This window comes from Methanosarcina acetivorans C2A (assembly GCF_000007345.1).
Taxonomy (GTDB): Archaea; Halobacteriota; Methanosarcinia; order Methanosarcinales; family Methanosarcinaceae; genus Methanosarcina; species Methanosarcina acetivorans.
Genome location: NC_003552.1, coordinates 5,465,361 through 5,482,568, shown reverse-complemented (window position 1 = coordinate 5,482,568; position 17,208 = coordinate 5,465,361). Strand labels below are relative to the sequence as shown.

Here is a 17,208-nt window from a genome sequence, read left to right as displayed (position 1 = left end):
GTTTCTCTGCTATTGCTTGTTTACAGTCTCTTTGTTCTCAGAGAAGTCCAGCCTGAAGGATATGCAGTTAATATTTATGAGCAGCTTCCTTTCCATTTTTTCCTGATTCTGCTCTTTTGCTACCTTTCTTCCTGCTTTATTCTTCTGACATCTCGAAAGATCGAGGCAGTCTTCCCCTTGATACTTGTCCACATTACCGTGTTAATCGTCCCCTATATGCTTGGCTACGCTTCAGTAGGAAGAGGAGATGAATTCTCATATCCAGTCCTGGTAAATACGGAGGCTTTCGACTCTTCAGGGCTTTCTGCCTTTTCAAGTCTCTCACCTACCGGTCCTCTACTGGTCTCAGCGCTGTCTCTGATCTCAGGAATGAAGGAACAGGCATTATCTTACTTTTTGCCTGTTTTCTTTTCGATTGTATTCATCACCGGTATGTTTCTCTTTTATCGGGGCTTTATGAGCCGGGAAAAGCTGGTCCTAGTAACTTTTCTATCCTCGGTCATTCCATATTTCGGGCATTTCCAGGTCTCAACGGTTCCCTATTACCTCAGTTTTTGCCTTATTCCTGTCTATCTCCTCTTGCTATGGAATTCAATCTCCGACAAAAATCGGAAGGCTTCGATTGTTTGTTTGCTCCTTATGATGCCTTTGCTCGCGTTGGCTCATCCTTTTATCTTTACGTACCTGGTATGTTTCGCTCTGCTGCTCACTTTTGCAGGTAAAGCCATGCAGTCGGGATTTCTTAAAAAAATCCTCAATCTTAAGCATCTTGTTCAGGATTCCCTTTCCAGTTCTTCGGGAAAAATAGTTCCTCTCTTTATTTTCCTGTCATTTACCTCTGGGGGTTTCTTGTTCTGCGCAAAGTACGCTTCGGTGTTTTTTGGTATTTTCCTCCCGGCTCTTACCCTGCGTATTGAAACCATGGTAAATGCAGGTTTTTCTACAATTCCAAGCATGGAACCCGGGATTTTCGAGTTCATACACCTTTTCAACCTCTATTACGGCAAGTACTACATCCCGTTAATTTTTATTCTAATCAATACAGTAATCGTATGGCAGAACCGCAACCGTTTTTGTCAACACTTTGTCCGCAGGTACCCTCGCTTCTTATTCCTTTATATAGTCTCGTTCTTTCTGGAGCTGGGCTTTCTCTTAAACCCCTTCATTCCTTACCCTCCTGACCGATTTGTAAACTTAAGTTTCATCATCTTTGCTCAGATCCCGCTTCTGGGGTACTCTCTTTATATTGTTCTTCTCAGGAAGGGGTATGCCCCCGGACTTTTCGCCACAATCCTAGCTCTGGGGCTTCTCTGGACTTTAGGGTTTTTCAGCTGTTTCAGCTCCCCATATGCAGGCGGTATCTCGGAAGCCGTCGCACAGAATGAAGTGGAAGGAATGAACTGGCTGACCGGATCAAAAGCCGAATATCCATACGTCCTGTATTCCGGAGAAAAAGCGGATGCCACCCTTTCAGGAAATTCTACCGGCATTCCGGGCCAATATGATGTATTTCCTGGGGTTTACACCACTTCCGGGTCCGCCCCTGTAAACCGTCCTGAGGATGTAATGTCTTTGAAAGGTCCTTCCACGGCCGGACCTTTCTATCTTGTCGTAACAACTTTTTCAGAAGCTCTGAACCAGGAAAATTCAGTATCCTATATGGGTTCTTCAGCCGGAAACAGCTCCGAAACTCAGGAAGATAAACCTCTGTGCAAGATTTACGATTCTCTTGACATAAAAATTTACGAGCACAGTTCTTGAGCTGCCGGAATTGCCATCCGAGTTGCGCTTCCCGAATTTCGCTTCGGCAGAGTTGCGACTCTGCAGTACGCTGCCCTTTTCGCTTCGCTCAAGAGGGCTAATTTTGGGTTATAGTAGTGAGCTGCGCTCAAGAGATTAAATTTGGCAGTAGATCATAAATTCTGTCCTCTCAACGCAACAGAGTGTTTTTTCAGATAATAAAGAAGACTCCAACCAAAAATAAAGGCGTTAGGATGTATAAAAAACTAAAAATGGCAGAAAACCCGGATATTTCTTCTTTTTTGCCTTCAAAGGCTGCTGCAACCCTGCAGGACGCAGAAAAGTAAAGCGAAAGATCTCGGTTTTTAAATATGTATCTCAACCGATTTCAGATACTACTTTTTTAGTCCTGTTCCTTTGCTTTTTCTTTCATTGTTTGAGAGCTGATATTTTTTGCTTCTATTTTTGACCTGATCCGACTTGCCGCAAAGAGGAGTATAATGCTTAACCCTACTATTTCCGGGATAAATACGTCTGTGGAAGCCGGATTGTATGAATTATTCAAAATTTTCATGAAGTATTCGGTAAAACCTCCGGAGAACGTATCTTTTGGAAACTTCCAGCCCAGAAACGGCCAGAAAAGGACTTCAGGGGAGTTCCAGATCTGGTCTTCAAGCAGGTGACAGAATGAAGCTCCTGCAACAATGAGGGGTACCGTCCAGCCTTTCTGGTAGAAGGCATAAGCTGCAAGCATCCCCAGCAGGATTGCAAAGAGGAGGGTATGGGCAAAGATTCGCCCGCTTCCTATAGTTTCAGCAAGGATTATCCTGCCAAGGGGTTTGTCGATAAAGTCCGGCAGGAGAGCTCCAAAAGCGATCCACTTAAAGTCTACCGGAATATTCTTTTTTGGCAATAACCTGTTCAAGGAATAGAAAATCCCCAGGGTAATGCCTATATGCCCGAAGATAAACATCAGACTAAAAAAGTTGGTGGTGTATATTTATTTTTTGGCCGGCCTGCCTGAAAAACATGCCAGCCCGGGTTCCCACCATTGGTTCCCACCATTTTATACTCGACTGGGTACGGACTTCTTAGATCTGGCATTCAGCCACGAGCTTTTCTACAAGTTCCTGCCTGATTGCAGTTCTTCGATCTCCGCCACAAACCATTCCCCGGACTCCAATTATGTCGGGACCTATCCTTTCGAGTACCGGGAGGTCTTCAAATTTCAGGGAACCGGCAATTGCATTTTCAAGCCCGTGCTCATGAGCAAGGTCAGTAAATTCCTTCAGTTCCTGTTCATCCATAAATTCGAAGGTAGATTTTCCGTCCTTGATGCCTGTATCTACCATGACCACATCTACTCCGGCCTCTGCGGCAACTGCGGGAAGTAAGAGAGGAGAAATCGAGTTTATGCGTTTGTAGTCCGAATATCCTGAGGCAACAACCTTTTTTGAGGGGTCATAGTCTTTTACAGCTAGTGTGATCTTCGTAAGCAGTTCAAGGGCTTGTGCTTCAGTCTGGATATCATAAAGCCCTACTTTTATGTAGTCTGCTCCTGCGACTGCTGCCCCAAGGGCTGCAAGGGAGGCAGTTCCGGGTTTGTAGTTGAAGTCCCCTATTGTTGCGCTTATCGGCTGCCTGCCGTTTACAACCTCTTTAACATCTCTGATTACCCAGGGGAAATTGGCTCCGAGGGAACCTTCTTTTGGGTTTTTGACATCTACAATGTCCGCGCCGCCTAAAGAAGCGATAATCGCCTCCTCCCTGTTGATTGGACTTACAAGCAGTTTCATAGAAAGCCTCTAGTTAACACAAAGTTAAATTTTTTTTAATGTATGCTGATTCTTTTATACAATAAATCTTATTTTATATTTTTTTATAGGATGATGTAACTATCGAATAAGTATGTTCCGAGTAGTCTTTGTAATGGATATATTTAACCGTAACGTGGTTCTTGCAAAAGGCGGGGTAAGGGAGAATTATCGCCCTGTTTCGGATTCAAGTGCTGTGTGCAGAACCTCAGCTCCCCTGGAAATCGTGGAGGCTTTACGTCCAAGAGAAGTCTACATTGCCGATCTCAATGCCCTGCAGGGTAAAGGCCCTCTCGATATTAATGCGGAAGTTATCCGGGAAGTAAGTTTAAAAGCGGATACGATGCTTGACTTTGGGGTTTCCTGTCTGGGGGATGTGGACAGAGCCCTTTCCATTGCAGGAACTGCTGTTCTCGGGACCGAAACCGGCAAGCTTTCAGTAATCAGGGATGCAGTTGCCAGATGCCCGGGACGTATCAGTGTCAGTATCGATGTCAAGTATGGAAAGCTTCTGAAACAGGACCCTGAAATCCCGGAAGACCCCTTTGAAATTGTAAAGCTTCTTAACGAGCTTCCCTTAAAAGACCTGATATTCCTTGACCTCGACAGGGTCGGTACAGCTTCAGGTTTTGATCCGGAATTTCTGCACAAACTGGCTGAGACTTCCATACACGATGTACTGCTTGCAGGGGGGGTCAGGGGTATGGAAGACCTTTTCACTCTTGACAGGCTAGGTATAAAGGGCGCTCTGGTAGCAACTGCAATCCACTCAGGTGAGGTTCCTCTGGAAGTCATGAACCTGGGGCTTGAACAGATAAAACGGGATGATTGATGAATTTCCGGGAAGGATTTGTTCCTGCCTTATGCCCTGGTATATAAAGCATTAAGTATCTTTATAATCCAATTCGTAGATTTATATTCAGATCACCATATTTCAGCATAAAAGTAAAGAGTTTACGAGGTTACAGTATGGCGAAAAGAAAGGTACCTGAGGAAAGCATCGAAGAGCCAGTAGAAGAGAACACCGGAGAAAGCGGTGGAGACGGATATGTGGAGATCAAGATGGGAGGTGGCTGGTATATGACCATCTCTCTGGCGCACAGCGACCGTTTCGAAAAGGAATACGTAGAACTCGCAAAGGAACGAGGGGGCGTGAAAAGATCCCGTTTTAATCTCAACCCATCGCATGTCCGGATGCTCGGGGAAACTCTGATCAAGTTTGCGGATGATAATGGGCTCTAATCGGACTTTTACTTTCTTTTTTTATTTTAGATCTTAGTTCGATATTTAAATCTAAGGTTATTTAATTTTCATGTCTAAGGTTATTTAGTTTTCACGTGCCGACAGTGTCTTATTCAATCCTCTGGACAAAGTCGAGAATTTTTTGGACGACTGCTTTTTCCACATCCTCAGGGGAACCGGAAGCGTCGACTATTACAAAACGTTCCGGCTCTTCTGCGGCAAGCCCGAGGAAAAGCTCTCGGACCCCCCGTAAGAATTCTATCTTTTCGAATTTAGTTTGTTCTCCCCGTTTCCCGCAGCGTTTAACTGCGATCTCAGGTTCGATGTCAAAGAGAAAAGTAAGGTCCGGAATCACGGTCCAGCCTCTGTGAAGGTCCCTTACCCATTCAAGTGGGTTATCGAGGCGGTTTTTAAGGGTTATTCCCTGATATGCATAGCGGCTGTCGGAATAACGGTCCGAAATTACGGTTTTCCCGTCTTCAAGGGCAGGCTTTACAAGCTTTGCCAAGTGTTCGGCATGGTCGGCTGTAAAAAGGAAGAGTTCGGCAAGCTGGTCAGTATCCGACTGAATGGCATTTTCGACAGCATTTCCGGTTAGGGTACCTCGTGTCGGCTCTCTGGTAAAGACCGGCTCAAAGACCCGAAGTTCAGAGTTTTCCTGAAGTTTTTTTGCAACCGTACTTTTGCCTGAACCGTCAATACCCTCAAGTGTGATCAATTTGCCTCGCATAAGGACCGCCTTTTTTATTTTTTTCTTTACAGTTTTTCATTCAAACGCATTATCTGTATTTATATTCTATAGAAAGCTCTGCTTGATAAGTCAGGGCAGATGTAGGGGTAGAGATCAAAATGAGCATCTATTTATGTAAACATTAAAAATAGCTTAAAGTAATGACCGTAATAGGAGTTATAACACGGGGCAAGTACGGGCACCGCCTTATTGATACTATAAAGGAACACAGCGATTTTTTAGTTGTAAGTGCCGACCTACCTGAGTTAGTGCCCGTCTTCATCGAGGAACCTGATGAGTTTCTGGATAGTATGAATTTCGACCTGAGTGTCTTTTCAGCCGAAATTGTGGTTACCTATTCCCTGCACCCTGACCTGACTTCGGCAATTGCAAAACTTGCCGCGGAAGCCGGAGTGCGCTCATTGATCATACCCGGGGGACCTTCAAGAGCCTCGGTTACCGAACTAAAAAAGATTTCCGAAGCTTCAGGAATGGACATAGAGGTGGATGAAATTTGCTGTACTCTCGAACCCAACTCTGCCAACCGTCCTTTTGCTGAGATTTTCGGGTCACCGGTTTTGAAAGTTAAGACCGAGAACGGGAAAATAGCTAAAGTTGATGTCATAAAAGGTGCCCCCTGCGGGAGTACGTGGTATATGGCAAAGGAGATTGTTGGAGTACCGGTAAAAGATGCCCCTCCGAAAGCCGGGTTGCTGATCCAGCACTACCCCTGCCGGGCTTCCAGGGGCGACATGGGAGGGATTCACGAGTCAGGAGAATTGCATAAGCAGGCGTTTATAAAAGCGCTTGAGAATGAGGAGTGATTATATATTCTTTGGAAAAATATATTCTAAATATGGCAGAAAAATGGGTTCAAATTTTTAATTTCTGATATTCCTGTTTTTTGCCTGTACCGGTTGCCAAGTACTTTTTGGGGGTGAAAACATTATTTCCCTATCTATATCAGAAGATTCAGGGCCTGAAGACCTTGAGCCAATAGCAGTTGCAGTACATTCGCTGACGGGACTCCCTACCACTATCAGAAGCCTCAAACGAAAGGGGCTTCGCCTGGAAAAGGGAAAAGTCCTTGACAGGGACTATACAGGCCCTGTACTCGAAGAGGTGTTAAAGACCAACGAAGTTGCCCATGAAGTTCCCGCAGAAGGCATGTACCGTGGAAAACATGTGGTAGTTGCTCCCATCCGTTCAAAGGACGGGAAAGTTATTGCGGCTCTGGGGATTGTGGACCTTCTGGCTACAATTGATCTTCCCTCCGTCTTTCAGGAATATACTTCCGTGCTGGAAGAAGTAGAACATGCAAAAAAGTGAATCTGAAGAAGATTACAAAAACATTCTATAAAGAAAAAGAAAAAGAAAAAAGAATTGCATTCTATAAAGAAAATGAAAAAAAGAATTGCTTTTTATTGGAGGATTTTGCCCCCCACATCTTTTTCAAGGTTTGAGAGGGACATTTTTCCATTTTCTCCAATCTTTGATAAAATCCAGGGCATTGATTTTAAAACCGGGAAGAGTTTTCCGGTATTTACTCTGGCTTTTCATATAATTTGACTTTTTTCAGCAGGGTTCCGTTCTTTGCATGGGGCTGTCTGAAGACTGTGTCGTTGGACTTTTCGATCTCCCTTGCTTGAGTTGCAAGTATTGCGGCAGCTCCCATTATCTCATGCCCGGCTGCGGCTGTGAGACAGACCTGTTCGACTTCCTTTAACATGAAGCAGGCAGGGAAGTTAACCTGTGCGACTTTCTCAGCCATGTGAAGGGCAGCAAGAGCTTTTGCCTTTGCATAAGGGTTTGCAAAACCTGCATGTTCAACGCATTTCTCTGGTTTTGCGAAGATGTGCGGAAGTTCAAGGTCTTCTCCTGACTTTCCGGATGCTACCTGTTCTGTTACTCTGTCGAGCTCTTCCTGGATAAGTCTTACAACACCGCAGGAGGAGAGCACTTTCATAGCATCGGAGTTAAAAGACGCCATCTCTACGGGGTCGAGGAATTCTCTCTTTGCTCCGATGAGGGGGTCTACCGGAAGGATGATGTATCCGAAACCTTCCTGCTCTAAAGCCTCACGAGCTTCCTTTTTGGTAGGACCGTCTGAAACTACGATGCAGGGTACGTCCTTCCAGATTTCACGGGCTGCGGTAGGACCTGGAGCTGCTGCGTTCGGACTGATCATTACCACGAAGTCAGCATTCCACTGCTTGAAGCTTTCAGTGTCCGCGGCATCGGCAGGACCCATTTTGGCCCCAGTGCCGAATACTCTTACGGTGATTCCCTCGCGCGCTGCAATTTCATCCTGGATCAGATTGATAACCTGGCTCATTCCCAGGTTGCCCATTTTTATAAAACCTATGTTGACCATTTTTCTCAAAACCTGTGTTGACCTTTTTCTTCAATACTGGAATTCCTAAAGGGTTTATAATCCTTTTGGCAATCTCTCTTTCATATCACCCTTATTTTATATATTTCTGCCCTATTTATAATCATTATTCGGTATCTTTTGCTGGTCCTCCGAAAAGCTTAAAAGGGATGTGATTTATTTCACTCAAAAACGTTGACATCAATGCTGTTGTTTTGTGGTTTTGTTTCGCGAAACCCGCATTATAATTTGAAGAACTTATCCGTTGGTGGGCTTTTAATGTTAGGGCGCATATATATCAGGCTGCGGAGGTACCGCTGAAAACGGTGCTTCGGGTGGCATGCCCTTTTTCGGGAAATTGTCCCGCTATGTCTATAGATATTCAGGTCCAGGTTTTGATTGCGTGAACTGTCCTATGCATAATTCTACTGAAAACAAACTTATTGTTTTTGATATGGATAGTACCCTTATAGACGCTGAGACCATCGATGAGCTCGCCAGGGCCGCAGGTGTTATTAGCAAGGTAGAGGAGATTACGAAGAGAGCGATGTATGGAGATCTCGATTTCGAGCAAGCGCTTGCAGAAAGGGCCCGACTTCTTAAGGGGCTTTCCCTTGAAACTGCCCTGGATGCCGTAGATCAGATCAATCTTATGCCGGGAGCAGCTGAACTTGTTCTGTACGTTAAACAACTAGGGTATAAGACTGCGATGATTTCCGGTGGATTTACCATTGCTGCCGAGAGGATAGGTAAAACGCTTGGTATTGATTTCGTTGTTTCTAACGAACTGCTTATGGAAGACGGCTGCCTCACGGGCGAAGTTGTCGGTCCTGTCACACAGAGTGACTCCAAAGCAAAGGTGTTCGAGGAATTGGCCTGGCTCTACAATATCAGGCCCGATCAGTGTGTGGTTGTCGGGGACGGCGCAAATGACGCCTGTATCTTTGAGATAGCAGGGTTTGCCATAGCTTTCAATCCAAAACCCATCCTTAGGGAATATGCGGATGTAGTCATAACAATAAAAGACCTTAGAGCAGTGATCCCTGTTCTTGAATCTCTTTCTTATCAATGTTGTAATCAGGCACAGCATGTCGACATCGAACACTACTAAAATGCCAGCTTTTTTGCTGGACCGGGAGGCACAATAAGAGATGCTAAAGGAATTGCAGAAAAAAAGATCAGATCTGAAGGACATTTCTGAAGAAGCCAAGGAAAAAAGGAACACTTTGAACGCTGAGGCCAGTGCTCTTGCCGCTAAGCGCAACGACCTTAACAAGAAGACGAAAGACCTTATCAACGAAGCCCAGGAACTGAAAGTTCTCAGGGACGAGATCAACGAGAAGGTTAGTGAATACAAGAACAAGCGCGATGAGACCAATGCCAGAGCAAATGAACTCTTTGCAAAGGCAGATTCCATCAGAAAGCAGAATAACCTTGGTGGCCCCTCAATCAAAGCCCTGAGGAAAGACATCGACCGTCTTGAATTCACCCAGCAGACCGAAGTCCTGAGCACCAGCAAGGAAAGAGAACTCGTTGGTAAGATCACCCAGCTTCAGAAACAGTACCATGTTAAAAAAGTCCAGCTTGAGAGTAACCTCGAACTGAAAAACATCTTGGACGAAGCCCAGAAGATCAGGGACGAAGCTTCGGAGTTCCACAACGAACTTGCCGAGTATGCCAGGCAGGCCCAGGAATACCACGAGAAGATGATTACCGCCTTCAAGGAAGCTGACAGAACCAGGGCAGAGTCGGACATCGCACACCGCGAATTTGTAAAAGCCCAGGAAGCAGCTGACGAACAGCACAAGATTTTCATTAACTCCCAGAAGGAAATCAGGGATCTCGATAAAGAAATTTTCAAGCTTAAGAAGAAAGACAAGGACGGAAAGTCTCGTGTCGTCAAGTCCGAACTCCAGAAGGATGCCAAGTCCATTTTCGAGAAGTTCAAGGGCGGAGCAAAGCTCACTACCGAAGACCTGATGACTCTTCAGCGTTCCGGTTTAGTCTAATCAGTCATAGAATAGATTTGTTCGCTGGATTTTTAATTTCCGAAGCAGGTTATCCAGCCTGCATCTCTTTTTTACCTTCCAATTAATAGATTTAGCCGGGAGTTTTTCTAACTTCAGTTCCTGTTTTTGCTTTCGATTTCATTTTCTCATTTCATTTTCTCATTTCATTTTCTCATTTTATTTTCTCATTTCATTTTCTCATTTCATTTTCTCATTTCATTTTCTAATCTCTTTTTCTATTACTGGCTTTTTTCTCGTACCCCACATTCCGCAGTATTTTTTCAAAAATCAATATTTTCCCTGATAGCATTTTTGAAACAAATCAAATTAATTTGGACTTTTAATGGAACTTGGTGAAAATTGAATGATATCGTTTTTTTGTCTCTATGATACACCATATAGCTGCTTTACCTCCTGCATAAAAGTCCAATAAATCACTTTTTATTGAAAATCGATAGCAGAAAAAAATGTGAATATGCGAAAATTTACTGCGGAAAGTGGGTCGTACTATTGGTCCTATTATTATATTATTTATCTTGTTTTCATGTCATTAATTCTATCTATAAACTTAAAATTCATATATAATTAGATTAACTTTATTTTTCTTGTGATGAATTAAAATAGCTAATTACTAATACCCTAACAATTGTTACTTATTTTTGATTATTTATGACTCAGGTCACACTAACTGTTACAGGTATCTTAATCGCAATTTTCATCTTTGGATTGAAAACAGGAGTTGGATGCGGCTTCTCCAATGTCGGGAAACGGGAAATTCTTGCAATAGCAGGTAGTTATCTCGTGCTCTCCTTATTTGTGGGGGGAGTTGTGGGAAACGTAAGCATGGAAAATTATGCAAAAATCTCAAACCTGGGGCTTGGGATCCATGTGTTGCTTTCCCTGTTCCTTGTGGGAGCCGGGATATATACCCAAAAAAAGTGGTCTAGTGGAAAGGATGTGTCAAAGCGGACCTTCCTTTTCATTTCTTTACCCTGCCCTGTCTGCCTTGCAGCCCTTGCATTCTGTTGCATGCTCCTTGCAGCAAGCCTTGACATCAGCGGAGTAAAGGTCGGACTGCTTGTAGGGACTGCCTTTTTTGCCTCGGTTCTGCTGTCTTCCTTCGGGTTCAAGAAGCTCGGGAAATCTCCTGATACCCTGGGGAGCGCAATGCTTCTCCTCGGGATCTACTATCTGCTTGCAGCGATGCTCATCCCGGCATACATTAAAACTAAACAGCTGAACCTTGTGCCCCTTTCGGGAGGAAACACGGGTTTCATTCCCCTTACGCTCTGCGCTATAGTTATCATGGGTGGGTTCCTGCTGGAACAGGTGAGGCATAAGCAATGAGCCTGGAAGGTCCGCTTTTCGGGATAATGTATACCTTTTCGGCTGCCCTGCTTTATCCCGTGGTAATAGTCCTCATGCTGTCGGTCCTGGCTTCCCTTATCCTTATAGGGGAGTTTTTGTCCGAGTATGCAAAAAGGCACAGGGACATACGGAAGCTGGAAGATGACTGCAAAGAACTTGGAAAAACCGTGAAGAACCTGGAGTTTCCTGAAGCTGCAAAAGCTCTCCGGGAAATCCGGCAGAACTTTATGGTCACTTCCTTTTCAAGGGATGCAGCCCCCTTCATTGAACAGAGGTATTTTTCTGCGATCGAAAAGCTTGCAGCTGAATATGAGATCGGAATGTCAAAGCAGCTTGAGAAAACAAAAATCCTGGCGACTATTTCTCCCATGCTCGGACTTATGGGCACTCTGATCCCGCTGGGTCCTGCTCTGATCGGGCTTTCCCAGGGAGATATTGCCACCCTTGCAAACAACCTGATGATCGCTTTTGCCACTACCGTTGTCGGGCTTTTCGCAGGAAGTGTAGGCTATGTCCTGACTCAGGTCCGGAGGCGCTGGTACTGGGAGGATCTGTCCGATATCGACTACATTCTGAATGTTCTGGAGGAGAATTTTAAGGTGGTTTCTGGAAACTCGACAGGAAACGGAAATTGGCAGATAAATGAACAGGTTCTGTTCAGGGTTGCAGATGAGAAAATGAAGGATGAAATGAAGGCGGAAATGATGGAGGAAACAAATGAGAAAAAGCAGACGTTACCGGCGGACCGGGCTCCGGGAGGACCCGGAAGATCTGAACCCGTTGACGGGAGTTGCTAACCTTTTCGATGTGGCAATGGTCTTTTCCGTGGCCCTGCTCGTGGCGCTCGTAATGTCCTACCATCTCCCCGAACTCCTGAGCTCGAATGAGGACATTACAATTGTAAAAAATCCCGGAGCTGAGGACATGAAGATAATCATCAAGGAAGAAGGGCAGCCCATAGAAGTCCTGAATATGACCGACAATATTGGAGGAGGCACCGGGGAAGCCCTCGGAACGGCCTACAGGTTGGCTGATGGCAGGGTGATTTATGTCCCGGAAGACTCCGAAGGGAATGAAACGGATACTTAATGGATTATATTTCAACTGATATGACAAATTTCAGCTCTAGATGTCTATATTTTATGATCATTGCGATTGATATTGAATTTTATTTCCGGGATTGGTGATTCCTTTTTTCTTCAATTTACCTGTAATTTCTAAATTTCAAGTTTAAGAATTCAGGTTGTTGAATCTTCAGTTTAAAAAATTCGTGTTTGAAAAGAGGAGATTTCGAATATGTTGTTCCAAAAGAAAAGTTTTGCATTTTTAACTCTATTAATAGTTCTTGCATTTTTTGTGGTGCCGGTTTCAGCTTCGGAAAACAAAAGTAATATGCTGTTTTTGCTTGGAGAAGACATGAACGAAGATGCTTTGCAAAACGTGAGCCTGGATGTCTCTATAGCATCCGAACTTAACCTGCAAATCCTTGGTTCCGGTGACAGTATACCTCCGGAAACCAATTTTTCAGACTACGAAGTCATTTTTATTGATTCCTGGAGTGAAATCCAGCTTAAAAATTTAGAAGATGAAATCAATGCCTCTGCGTCAAACGGAAGTACGGTAATCGGGTATAATCTCTCCCCTTCCTTTTCCCTTGCAAAACTTGACCTGAGGGATGAAGAGTTCAGAGATATCGAAAGATACTGGATTCAGGGAGGCAGTGATAATATGGAAAACCTCCTGATATTTATGGGGCAGAAGTTCTGCGGGAAATTCCGCGAATCCGAAATTGGGGATGTACAGGTAATAAAGCCAAAAGTCGACATTACTTTAATATTCAACAATGACCCTAATGTGTATTGCCTCAACAAAATCAAATCTGAAAGACCTGTTATTGCAGACTGTTTCAATATAACTGCGATGACAGGGAAAGATGCCGTAAATCTTCAGGACCCTGATTTTTCGGATCAGGAAGCCGTAATCCTCTATATTGTGAGTAATTACCAGCTCTCAGAGTTTGGACCGGAACTGCTCTCCGCACAGAATACGGGCACCCTCATAGGATTCATAGGCATGAGCTCGCAGGGTGGAATTACAAATGACATCAAAAATATCGATTTTATGGAGGAGTACCTCAAAAACGGCGGCATGGAAAACATGGAAAACCTGGTGAGGTATACAGGGAAAACCCTTTTCGACACCTATATTGATTATCAGGACCCAAATCCTCCCTCTATCCCGAAACAGGGAATCTACCACCCTGACGCTTTTCCATATATATTTGAAAACAGCGACGAGTACCTTGAATGGTATACAGGGCATGGATATGACCCGTCAGCCCCAACAATAGGCATCGTTTCTACAGGCGCGCTGAGAACTGATGAAATCGATTATCTGTGTGATGATGCAATAATAAGGGACCTGGAATCCAAAGGCTGCAATGTTATTGATACAACCTCTGAAGTCTGCAGCCAGGACGTGGACTATTTCACTAAAAACGGTACAGTGCTGGTCGACGTTATTATCAACTTAAAAATGTTCCGCCTCAATTATTATCAGCCTGAGATCGGGGTCGAATATCTTGAAAAATATAATGTGCCTGTTATCAAGGCAATAGCCGATTATTACAGTTCTCCTTCCGAATATAACAACAGTTCTTTTGGAATGAACCCCAACAGTGTACCTTCCCAGGTTAACATGCCGGAACTTGACGGCTGCATTGAGGGGATCTGGATTGGAGGAAGAGTTCAGGAACCTGAAACCGAGAGGTATTACTACGCGCCCCACCTCCTCCAGGTAGACTGGCTCGGGAACAGGGCAATAGAGTGGGCAGAACTTGGCAGAACCCGTAACCAGGACAAGAAGGTCGTTGTAATCTACTACAATCACGAAGGCGGGAAAAATAATATCGGCGCAAGCTACCTTGATATCGCGCCCAGTTTCACCCTCCTCCTTGAACAGATGAAAAGTGAGGGGTATGATCTTGGAAACGGTTCAATTCCGAATGGTAGTGAGTTCATAAAACTCTTCATAGATAGCAGAAACATTGGCAGCTGGACTCCCGGAGAACTTGAAAAGATGGTTAATTCCGTAAATGTTACTCTTGTCCCTGTTGAAGACTACCTCGTATGGTATAACACCCTGCCGGAAGAGGTGAGAAAAGACGTTGAAAACACATGGGGAGAGCCTCCCGGAGATATTATGGTGTACGAGGATTGTTTCGTTATTCCCGCAGTTAATTTCGGAAACATTGTATTCATGCCCCAACCAACAAGAGGCGGACTTTCTGATGAATCCAAAATCTATCACAATAAGACAATGCCTCCAACCCATCAGTACCTTGCAGCATACTTCTGGGTTAATAAGGTCTTTGATGCAGATGCCTTCATCCATTTCGGAACGCACAGCACCCAGGAGTGGCTGCCGGGAAAGCAAGTAGGGCTTTCAAGATATGACTATCCCTGCATCATGGTCGACGACACGCCTGTAATCTATCCCTATATAATGGATGACGTTGGGGAAGGCACCCAGGCAAAACGCAGGGGAAATGCTGTAATCATAGATCACCTCACGCCCCCAATCGTCACTTCCGGGCTTTATGACGAGCTTAGCACCCTTCATGAGAAGATCCATTCTTACATGGAAGCCGATAACCAGTCCTTAAAAGTCATGTACCGCAACACGACAATAGAACTTTACGGGTCCCTGGGGCTTGAGGATGACCTGAATATCACCTGCAGTCAGATGGAAAACATGACGGAAACCGAGTTCGAAAATTTTGTTGATACGGATGTTCACAATTACCTTCATGAACTCAAGTCAACCCTGATCCCCTACGGTCTGCATGTCTTTGGAGAAGCACCTGAAAACGAAGAACTTGTTTCCATGATCAAGTCCCTTCTCGGAAGCGAATTCATAGACCACATTGCAGATGTAATTTCATATGAAGTCCCGGACTCTGAAGCCCGGGAAGAAGTAGCAGATGCTTATGCAACAGACCTTTTAAATGCAGTTCTTCTGGAAGGCATGGACTATTCGGGGGCCCAGCTTCTGGTCCTGAATACTACAGACCCGAAGCTTACAGAGGACCTCGAAACTGCAGAAAATTACTCTGCCCTGCTGGCTCTTTCAACCAGAGAGATAGACCAGACCTTAAGGGCTCTTGATGCGGGATATATAGAAGCCGGACCTGGCAATGACCCTATCAGAAATCCCGAAGCTTTGCCTACGGGAAGGAACTTTTACAGTTTTGACCAGAGAATGATCCCCAGCGAAGAAACAGAGATTCTCGGGGGGATGCTTGCGGATCAGTTACTTAAAAATTATCAGGCATCTCATAACAACTTATACCCCAAAAAGGTAGGTTTCGTACTCTGGAGCACGGAAACCATGAGGCATGAAGGGCTTATGGAAGCTCAGATATATGCTTTGCTGGGGGTCAAACCGGTAAGAGATAGCAGTGGCAGAATCACTGATATTCAGGTCATTCCTGCAGAAAACCTGACCCATCCGAGGATTGACGTGCTTATCACCGCGTCCGGCCTTTACAGGGACACCTTTTCATACCAGATCGAAATGATCGACAGGGCAGTCCTGATGGTTTCGGAGCTTAACGAGACAAACCAGACAAATTATGTCCGACATAACTCCCTTGTGATGTATGACGCCCTGATAGATACCGGATATGATAACAGCAGCGCATTTGAACTTTCAAGGTCCAGGATATTCAGTGAAGCCCCCGGGGATTACGGGACAGGTCTGACTCTGGCCATACCTGCTAGCGGAACCTGGGATAATGAGTCGAAACTTGCAGAACTCTATATCTCAAGGCTCTCAAGTATATACGGCAGCGACGTCTGGGGTGAAAACAGTGAGGATACGTTCAGACTGAACCTGATGGATGTTGATGCTGCCCTGCACAGCGATAGTTCCAACCTTTACGGGCTCATGGACAATGATGACTTTTACCAGTACTTTGGTGGGCTTACTCTTGCGGTCCGCTCAGTGAAGGGAGAAAATCCTGAACTTTACGTGGCAAACCTTCAGGATACCGAAAATCCCGAAATTGCAAGCCTGAAAGAGGTTTTCAGAACCGAGCTGCGTTCAAGGTATCTGAATCCCATGTGGATAGAAGGCATGATGGATCATGAATACGGAGGAGCTCGAGAATTTGGAAAACTTACTGAGTATATGTGGGCCTGGGATGTGGTGACCCCGGATCTTGTTACGGATAGGGACTGGGAAAATCTGTACGATATATACATTAATGACAAATACGGAATCGGTGTGTCGGATTTCCTTAAAAACGAAAATGCCTATACATACCAGTCCATAACTGCCAGGATGCTTGAAAACGTGAGAAAGGGATACTGGGAAGCTTCGGATGAAATTACTCAACAGCTTGTAAAAGAATATGTGGAATCCGTTGTAGAAAATGGAGTCACCTGTTGTCATCATACCTGCGGAAACCCTCTACTTGACGACTACATTCGGGGAGTTATTTCTGCTCCGAATGCCAATGTAGTGGATACCGATGTTATGGAGGATTATGAACGGCTGATGGCCGAAGCCCGGGGCGAGACTTTGGACACCGACAGTCCCGAAGGCAGTAAACACAGCTCCAGCACCGGGGCAAAAGCCGAAGTAGTCTCCAAAGAGGAGTACTATTCGGAAAATGCAAACAGTACCCTTGAAACCGGTTCCGGGGTAGGGACAGACCTTACCCGGTCCCCAAAGGATAAAACGGATGCAAAGAACGAGTACATTGAAGGCTATGAGATGACAAAAGAAAAAATCAAAGACGATGTTGAGTCGGATAGCATGCCTTTTTCAGCTTCAGACCTGGTTGGAATGCTTCTCTTACTGCTCTTAATGGGAGCAGTCTTTGTTGGATATGGAAGAAAGAAGAATTAACATAGTTCAGGAGAAGGGAGA

At 44.8% G+C, this 17,208-nt stretch carries 16 protein-coding genes; 12 read left to right on the top strand and 4 right to left on the bottom strand.

What is annotated here, in order from left to right; all coding sequences use genetic code 11:
• The first annotated feature begins 12 nt into the window (after positions 1–12).
• The gene (locus MA_RS23190; RefSeq protein ID WP_226990701.1) at positions 13–1,761 is read left to right on the top strand and encodes a DUF6541 family protein; all 1,749 of its coding nucleotides are present in this window, start codon (positions 13–15) and stop codon (positions 1,759–1,761) included.
• Positions 1,762–2,143: 382 nt separating this feature from the next.
• Here MA_RS23190 and MA_RS23185 read toward each other — a convergent pair whose 3' ends face one another.
• Positions 2,144–2,713, bottom strand: coding sequence for a metal-dependent hydrolase (locus MA_RS23185; protein ID WP_011024315.1), 570 nt, complete (start codon positions 2,711–2,713; stop codon positions 2,144–2,146).
• Between the two features lie 118 nt (positions 2,714–2,831).
• Positions 2,832–3,536 carry a (5-formylfuran-3-yl)methyl phosphate synthase gene (locus MA_RS23180; RefSeq protein ID WP_011024314.1) on the bottom strand — a complete coding sequence of 235 codons (705 nt, stop codon included), beginning with the start codon at positions 3,534–3,536 and terminating at the stop codon, positions 2,832–2,834.
• Between the two features lie 112 nt (positions 3,537–3,648).
• Here MA_RS23180 and MA_RS23175 point away from each other — a divergent pair, with 112 nt between their 5' ends.
• Together MA_RS23175 and MA_RS23170 are read left to right on the top strand one after the other, a co-directional pair.
• Positions 3,649–4,386, top strand: coding sequence for a HisA/HisF-related TIM barrel protein (locus MA_RS23175; protein WP_011024313.1), 738 nt, complete (start codon positions 3,649–3,651; stop codon positions 4,384–4,386).
• Between the two features lie 137 nt (positions 4,387–4,523).
• Positions 4,524–4,796 carry a hypothetical protein gene (locus tag MA_RS23170; RefSeq protein ID WP_011024312.1) on the top strand — a complete coding sequence of 91 codons (273 nt, stop codon included), beginning with the start codon at positions 4,524–4,526 and terminating at the stop codon, positions 4,794–4,796.
• Positions 4,797–4,905: 109 nt separating this feature from the next.
• Here MA_RS23170 and tmk read toward each other — a convergent pair whose 3' ends face one another.
• Positions 4,906–5,526 carry a dTMP kinase gene (gene tmk, locus MA_RS23165; RefSeq protein WP_011024311.1) on the bottom strand — a complete coding sequence of 207 codons (621 nt, stop codon included), beginning with the start codon at positions 5,524–5,526 and terminating at the stop codon, positions 4,906–4,908.
• A gap of 161 nt (positions 5,527–5,687) precedes the next feature.
• Here tmk and MA_RS23160 point away from each other — a divergent pair, with 161 nt between their 5' ends.
• The 3 genes from MA_RS23160 (at position 5,688) to MA_RS27765 (ending at position 7,095) form a co-directional block, all read left to right on the top strand.
• Positions 5,688–6,350: a DUF166 domain-containing protein gene (locus MA_RS23160; protein ID WP_011024310.1), complete on the top strand. Its 663-nt coding sequence runs from the start codon at positions 5,688–5,690 to the stop codon at positions 6,348–6,350.
• Between the two features lie 64 nt (positions 6,351–6,414).
• A complete protein-coding gene (locus tag MA_RS23155; RefSeq protein ID WP_011024309.1) occupies positions 6,415–6,855 on the top strand; it encodes a DUF2111 domain-containing protein in 441 nt (146 codons plus the stop codon).
• Positions 6,856–6,927: 72 nt separating this feature from the next.
• The gene (locus MA_RS27765; RefSeq protein ID WP_157860399.1) at positions 6,928–7,095 is read left to right on the top strand and encodes a hypothetical protein; all 168 of its coding nucleotides are present in this window, start codon (positions 6,928–6,930) and stop codon (positions 7,093–7,095) included.
• Here MA_RS27765 and MA_RS23150 read toward each other — a convergent pair.
• Positions 7,070–7,900 carry a F420-dependent methylenetetrahydromethanopterin dehydrogenase gene (locus MA_RS23150; RefSeq protein WP_048065986.1) on the bottom strand — a complete coding sequence of 277 codons (831 nt, stop codon included), beginning with the start codon at positions 7,898–7,900 and terminating at the stop codon, positions 7,070–7,072. The genes MA_RS27765 and MA_RS23150 overlap by 26 nt on opposite strands.
• Positions 7,901–8,312: 412 nt before the next feature.
• Between MA_RS23150 and serB the strand changes: the two genes are divergently transcribed.
• From serB to MA_RS23120, 6 genes are all read left to right on the top strand, one after another.
• Positions 8,313–9,008, top strand: coding sequence for a phosphoserine phosphatase SerB (serB, locus tag MA_RS23145; RefSeq protein ID WP_011024307.1), 696 nt, complete (start codon positions 8,313–8,315; stop codon positions 9,006–9,008).
• 40 nt (positions 9,009–9,048) lie between these two features.
• Positions 9,049–9,906, top strand: coding sequence for a coiled-coil protein (locus MA_RS23140; RefSeq protein ID WP_011024306.1), 858 nt, complete (start codon positions 9,049–9,051; stop codon positions 9,904–9,906).
• Positions 9,907–10,575: 669 nt separating this feature from the next.
• Positions 10,576–11,253: a DUF2162 domain-containing protein gene (locus MA_RS23135; RefSeq protein ID WP_011024305.1), complete on the top strand. Its 678-nt coding sequence runs from the start codon at positions 10,576–10,578 to the stop codon at positions 11,251–11,253.
• Positions 11,250–12,071, top strand: coding sequence for a MotA/TolQ/ExbB proton channel family protein (locus MA_RS23130; protein ID WP_011024304.1), 822 nt, complete (start codon positions 11,250–11,252; stop codon positions 12,069–12,071). The genes MA_RS23135 and MA_RS23130 overlap by 4 nt, the downstream gene beginning before the upstream one ends.
• Entirely contained in the window at positions 11,992–12,363 is a 372-nt protein-coding gene (locus MA_RS23125; RefSeq protein WP_011024303.1) for a DUF2149 domain-containing protein, read from the top strand. Before MA_RS23130 ends, MA_RS23125 begins: the two co-directional genes overlap by 80 nt.
• A 207-nt stretch (positions 12,364–12,570) precedes the next feature.
• Complete coding sequence (locus MA_RS23120; RefSeq protein ID WP_052279221.1) at positions 12,571–17,187, top strand: cobaltochelatase subunit CobN; 4,617 nt, start codon at positions 12,571–12,573, stop codon at positions 17,185–17,187.
• Positions 17,188–17,208: the final 21 nt, after the last annotated feature.

Coding starts and splice junctions, on each gene's coding strand:
- MA_RS23140 (WP_011024306.1), top strand. CDS start 9,049: ATGCTAAAGGAATTGCAGAAAAAAAGATCAGATCTGAAGGACATTTCT.
- MA_RS23150 (WP_048065986.1), bottom strand. CDS start 7,900: ATGGTCAACATAGGTTTTATAAAAATGGGCAACCTGGGAATGAGCCAG.
- MA_RS23125 (WP_011024303.1), top strand. CDS start 11,992: ATGAGAAAAAGCAGACGTTACCGGCGGACCGGGCTCCGGGAGGACCCG.
- MA_RS23120 (WP_052279221.1), top strand. CDS start 12,571: ATGTTGTTCCAAAAGAAAAGTTTTGCATTTTTAACTCTATTAATAGTT.
- MA_RS23180 (WP_011024314.1), bottom strand. CDS start 3,536: ATGAAACTGCTTGTAAGTCCAATCAACAGGGAGGAGGCGATTATCGCT.
- MA_RS27765 (WP_157860399.1), top strand. CDS start 6,928: ATGAAAAAAAGAATTGCTTTTTATTGGAGGATTTTGCCCCCCACATCT.
- MA_RS23175 (WP_011024313.1), top strand. CDS start 3,649: ATGTTCCGAGTAGTCTTTGTAATGGATATATTTAACCGTAACGTGGTT.
- tmk (WP_011024311.1), bottom strand. CDS start 5,526: ATGCGAGGCAAATTGATCACACTTGAGGGTATTGACGGTTCAGGCAAA.
- MA_RS23185 (WP_011024315.1), bottom strand. CDS start 2,713: ATGTTTATCTTCGGGCATATAGGCATTACCCTGGGGATTTTCTATTCC.
- MA_RS23135 (WP_011024305.1), top strand. CDS start 10,576: ATGACTCAGGTCACACTAACTGTTACAGGTATCTTAATCGCAATTTTC.
- MA_RS23130 (WP_011024304.1), top strand. CDS start 11,250: ATGAGCCTGGAAGGTCCGCTTTTCGGGATAATGTATACCTTTTCGGCT.
- MA_RS23170 (WP_011024312.1), top strand. CDS start 4,524: ATGGCGAAAAGAAAGGTACCTGAGGAAAGCATCGAAGAGCCAGTAGAA.
- MA_RS23160 (WP_011024310.1), top strand. CDS start 5,688: ATGACCGTAATAGGAGTTATAACACGGGGCAAGTACGGGCACCGCCTT.
- serB (WP_011024307.1), top strand. CDS start 8,313: ATGCATAATTCTACTGAAAACAAACTTATTGTTTTTGATATGGATAGT.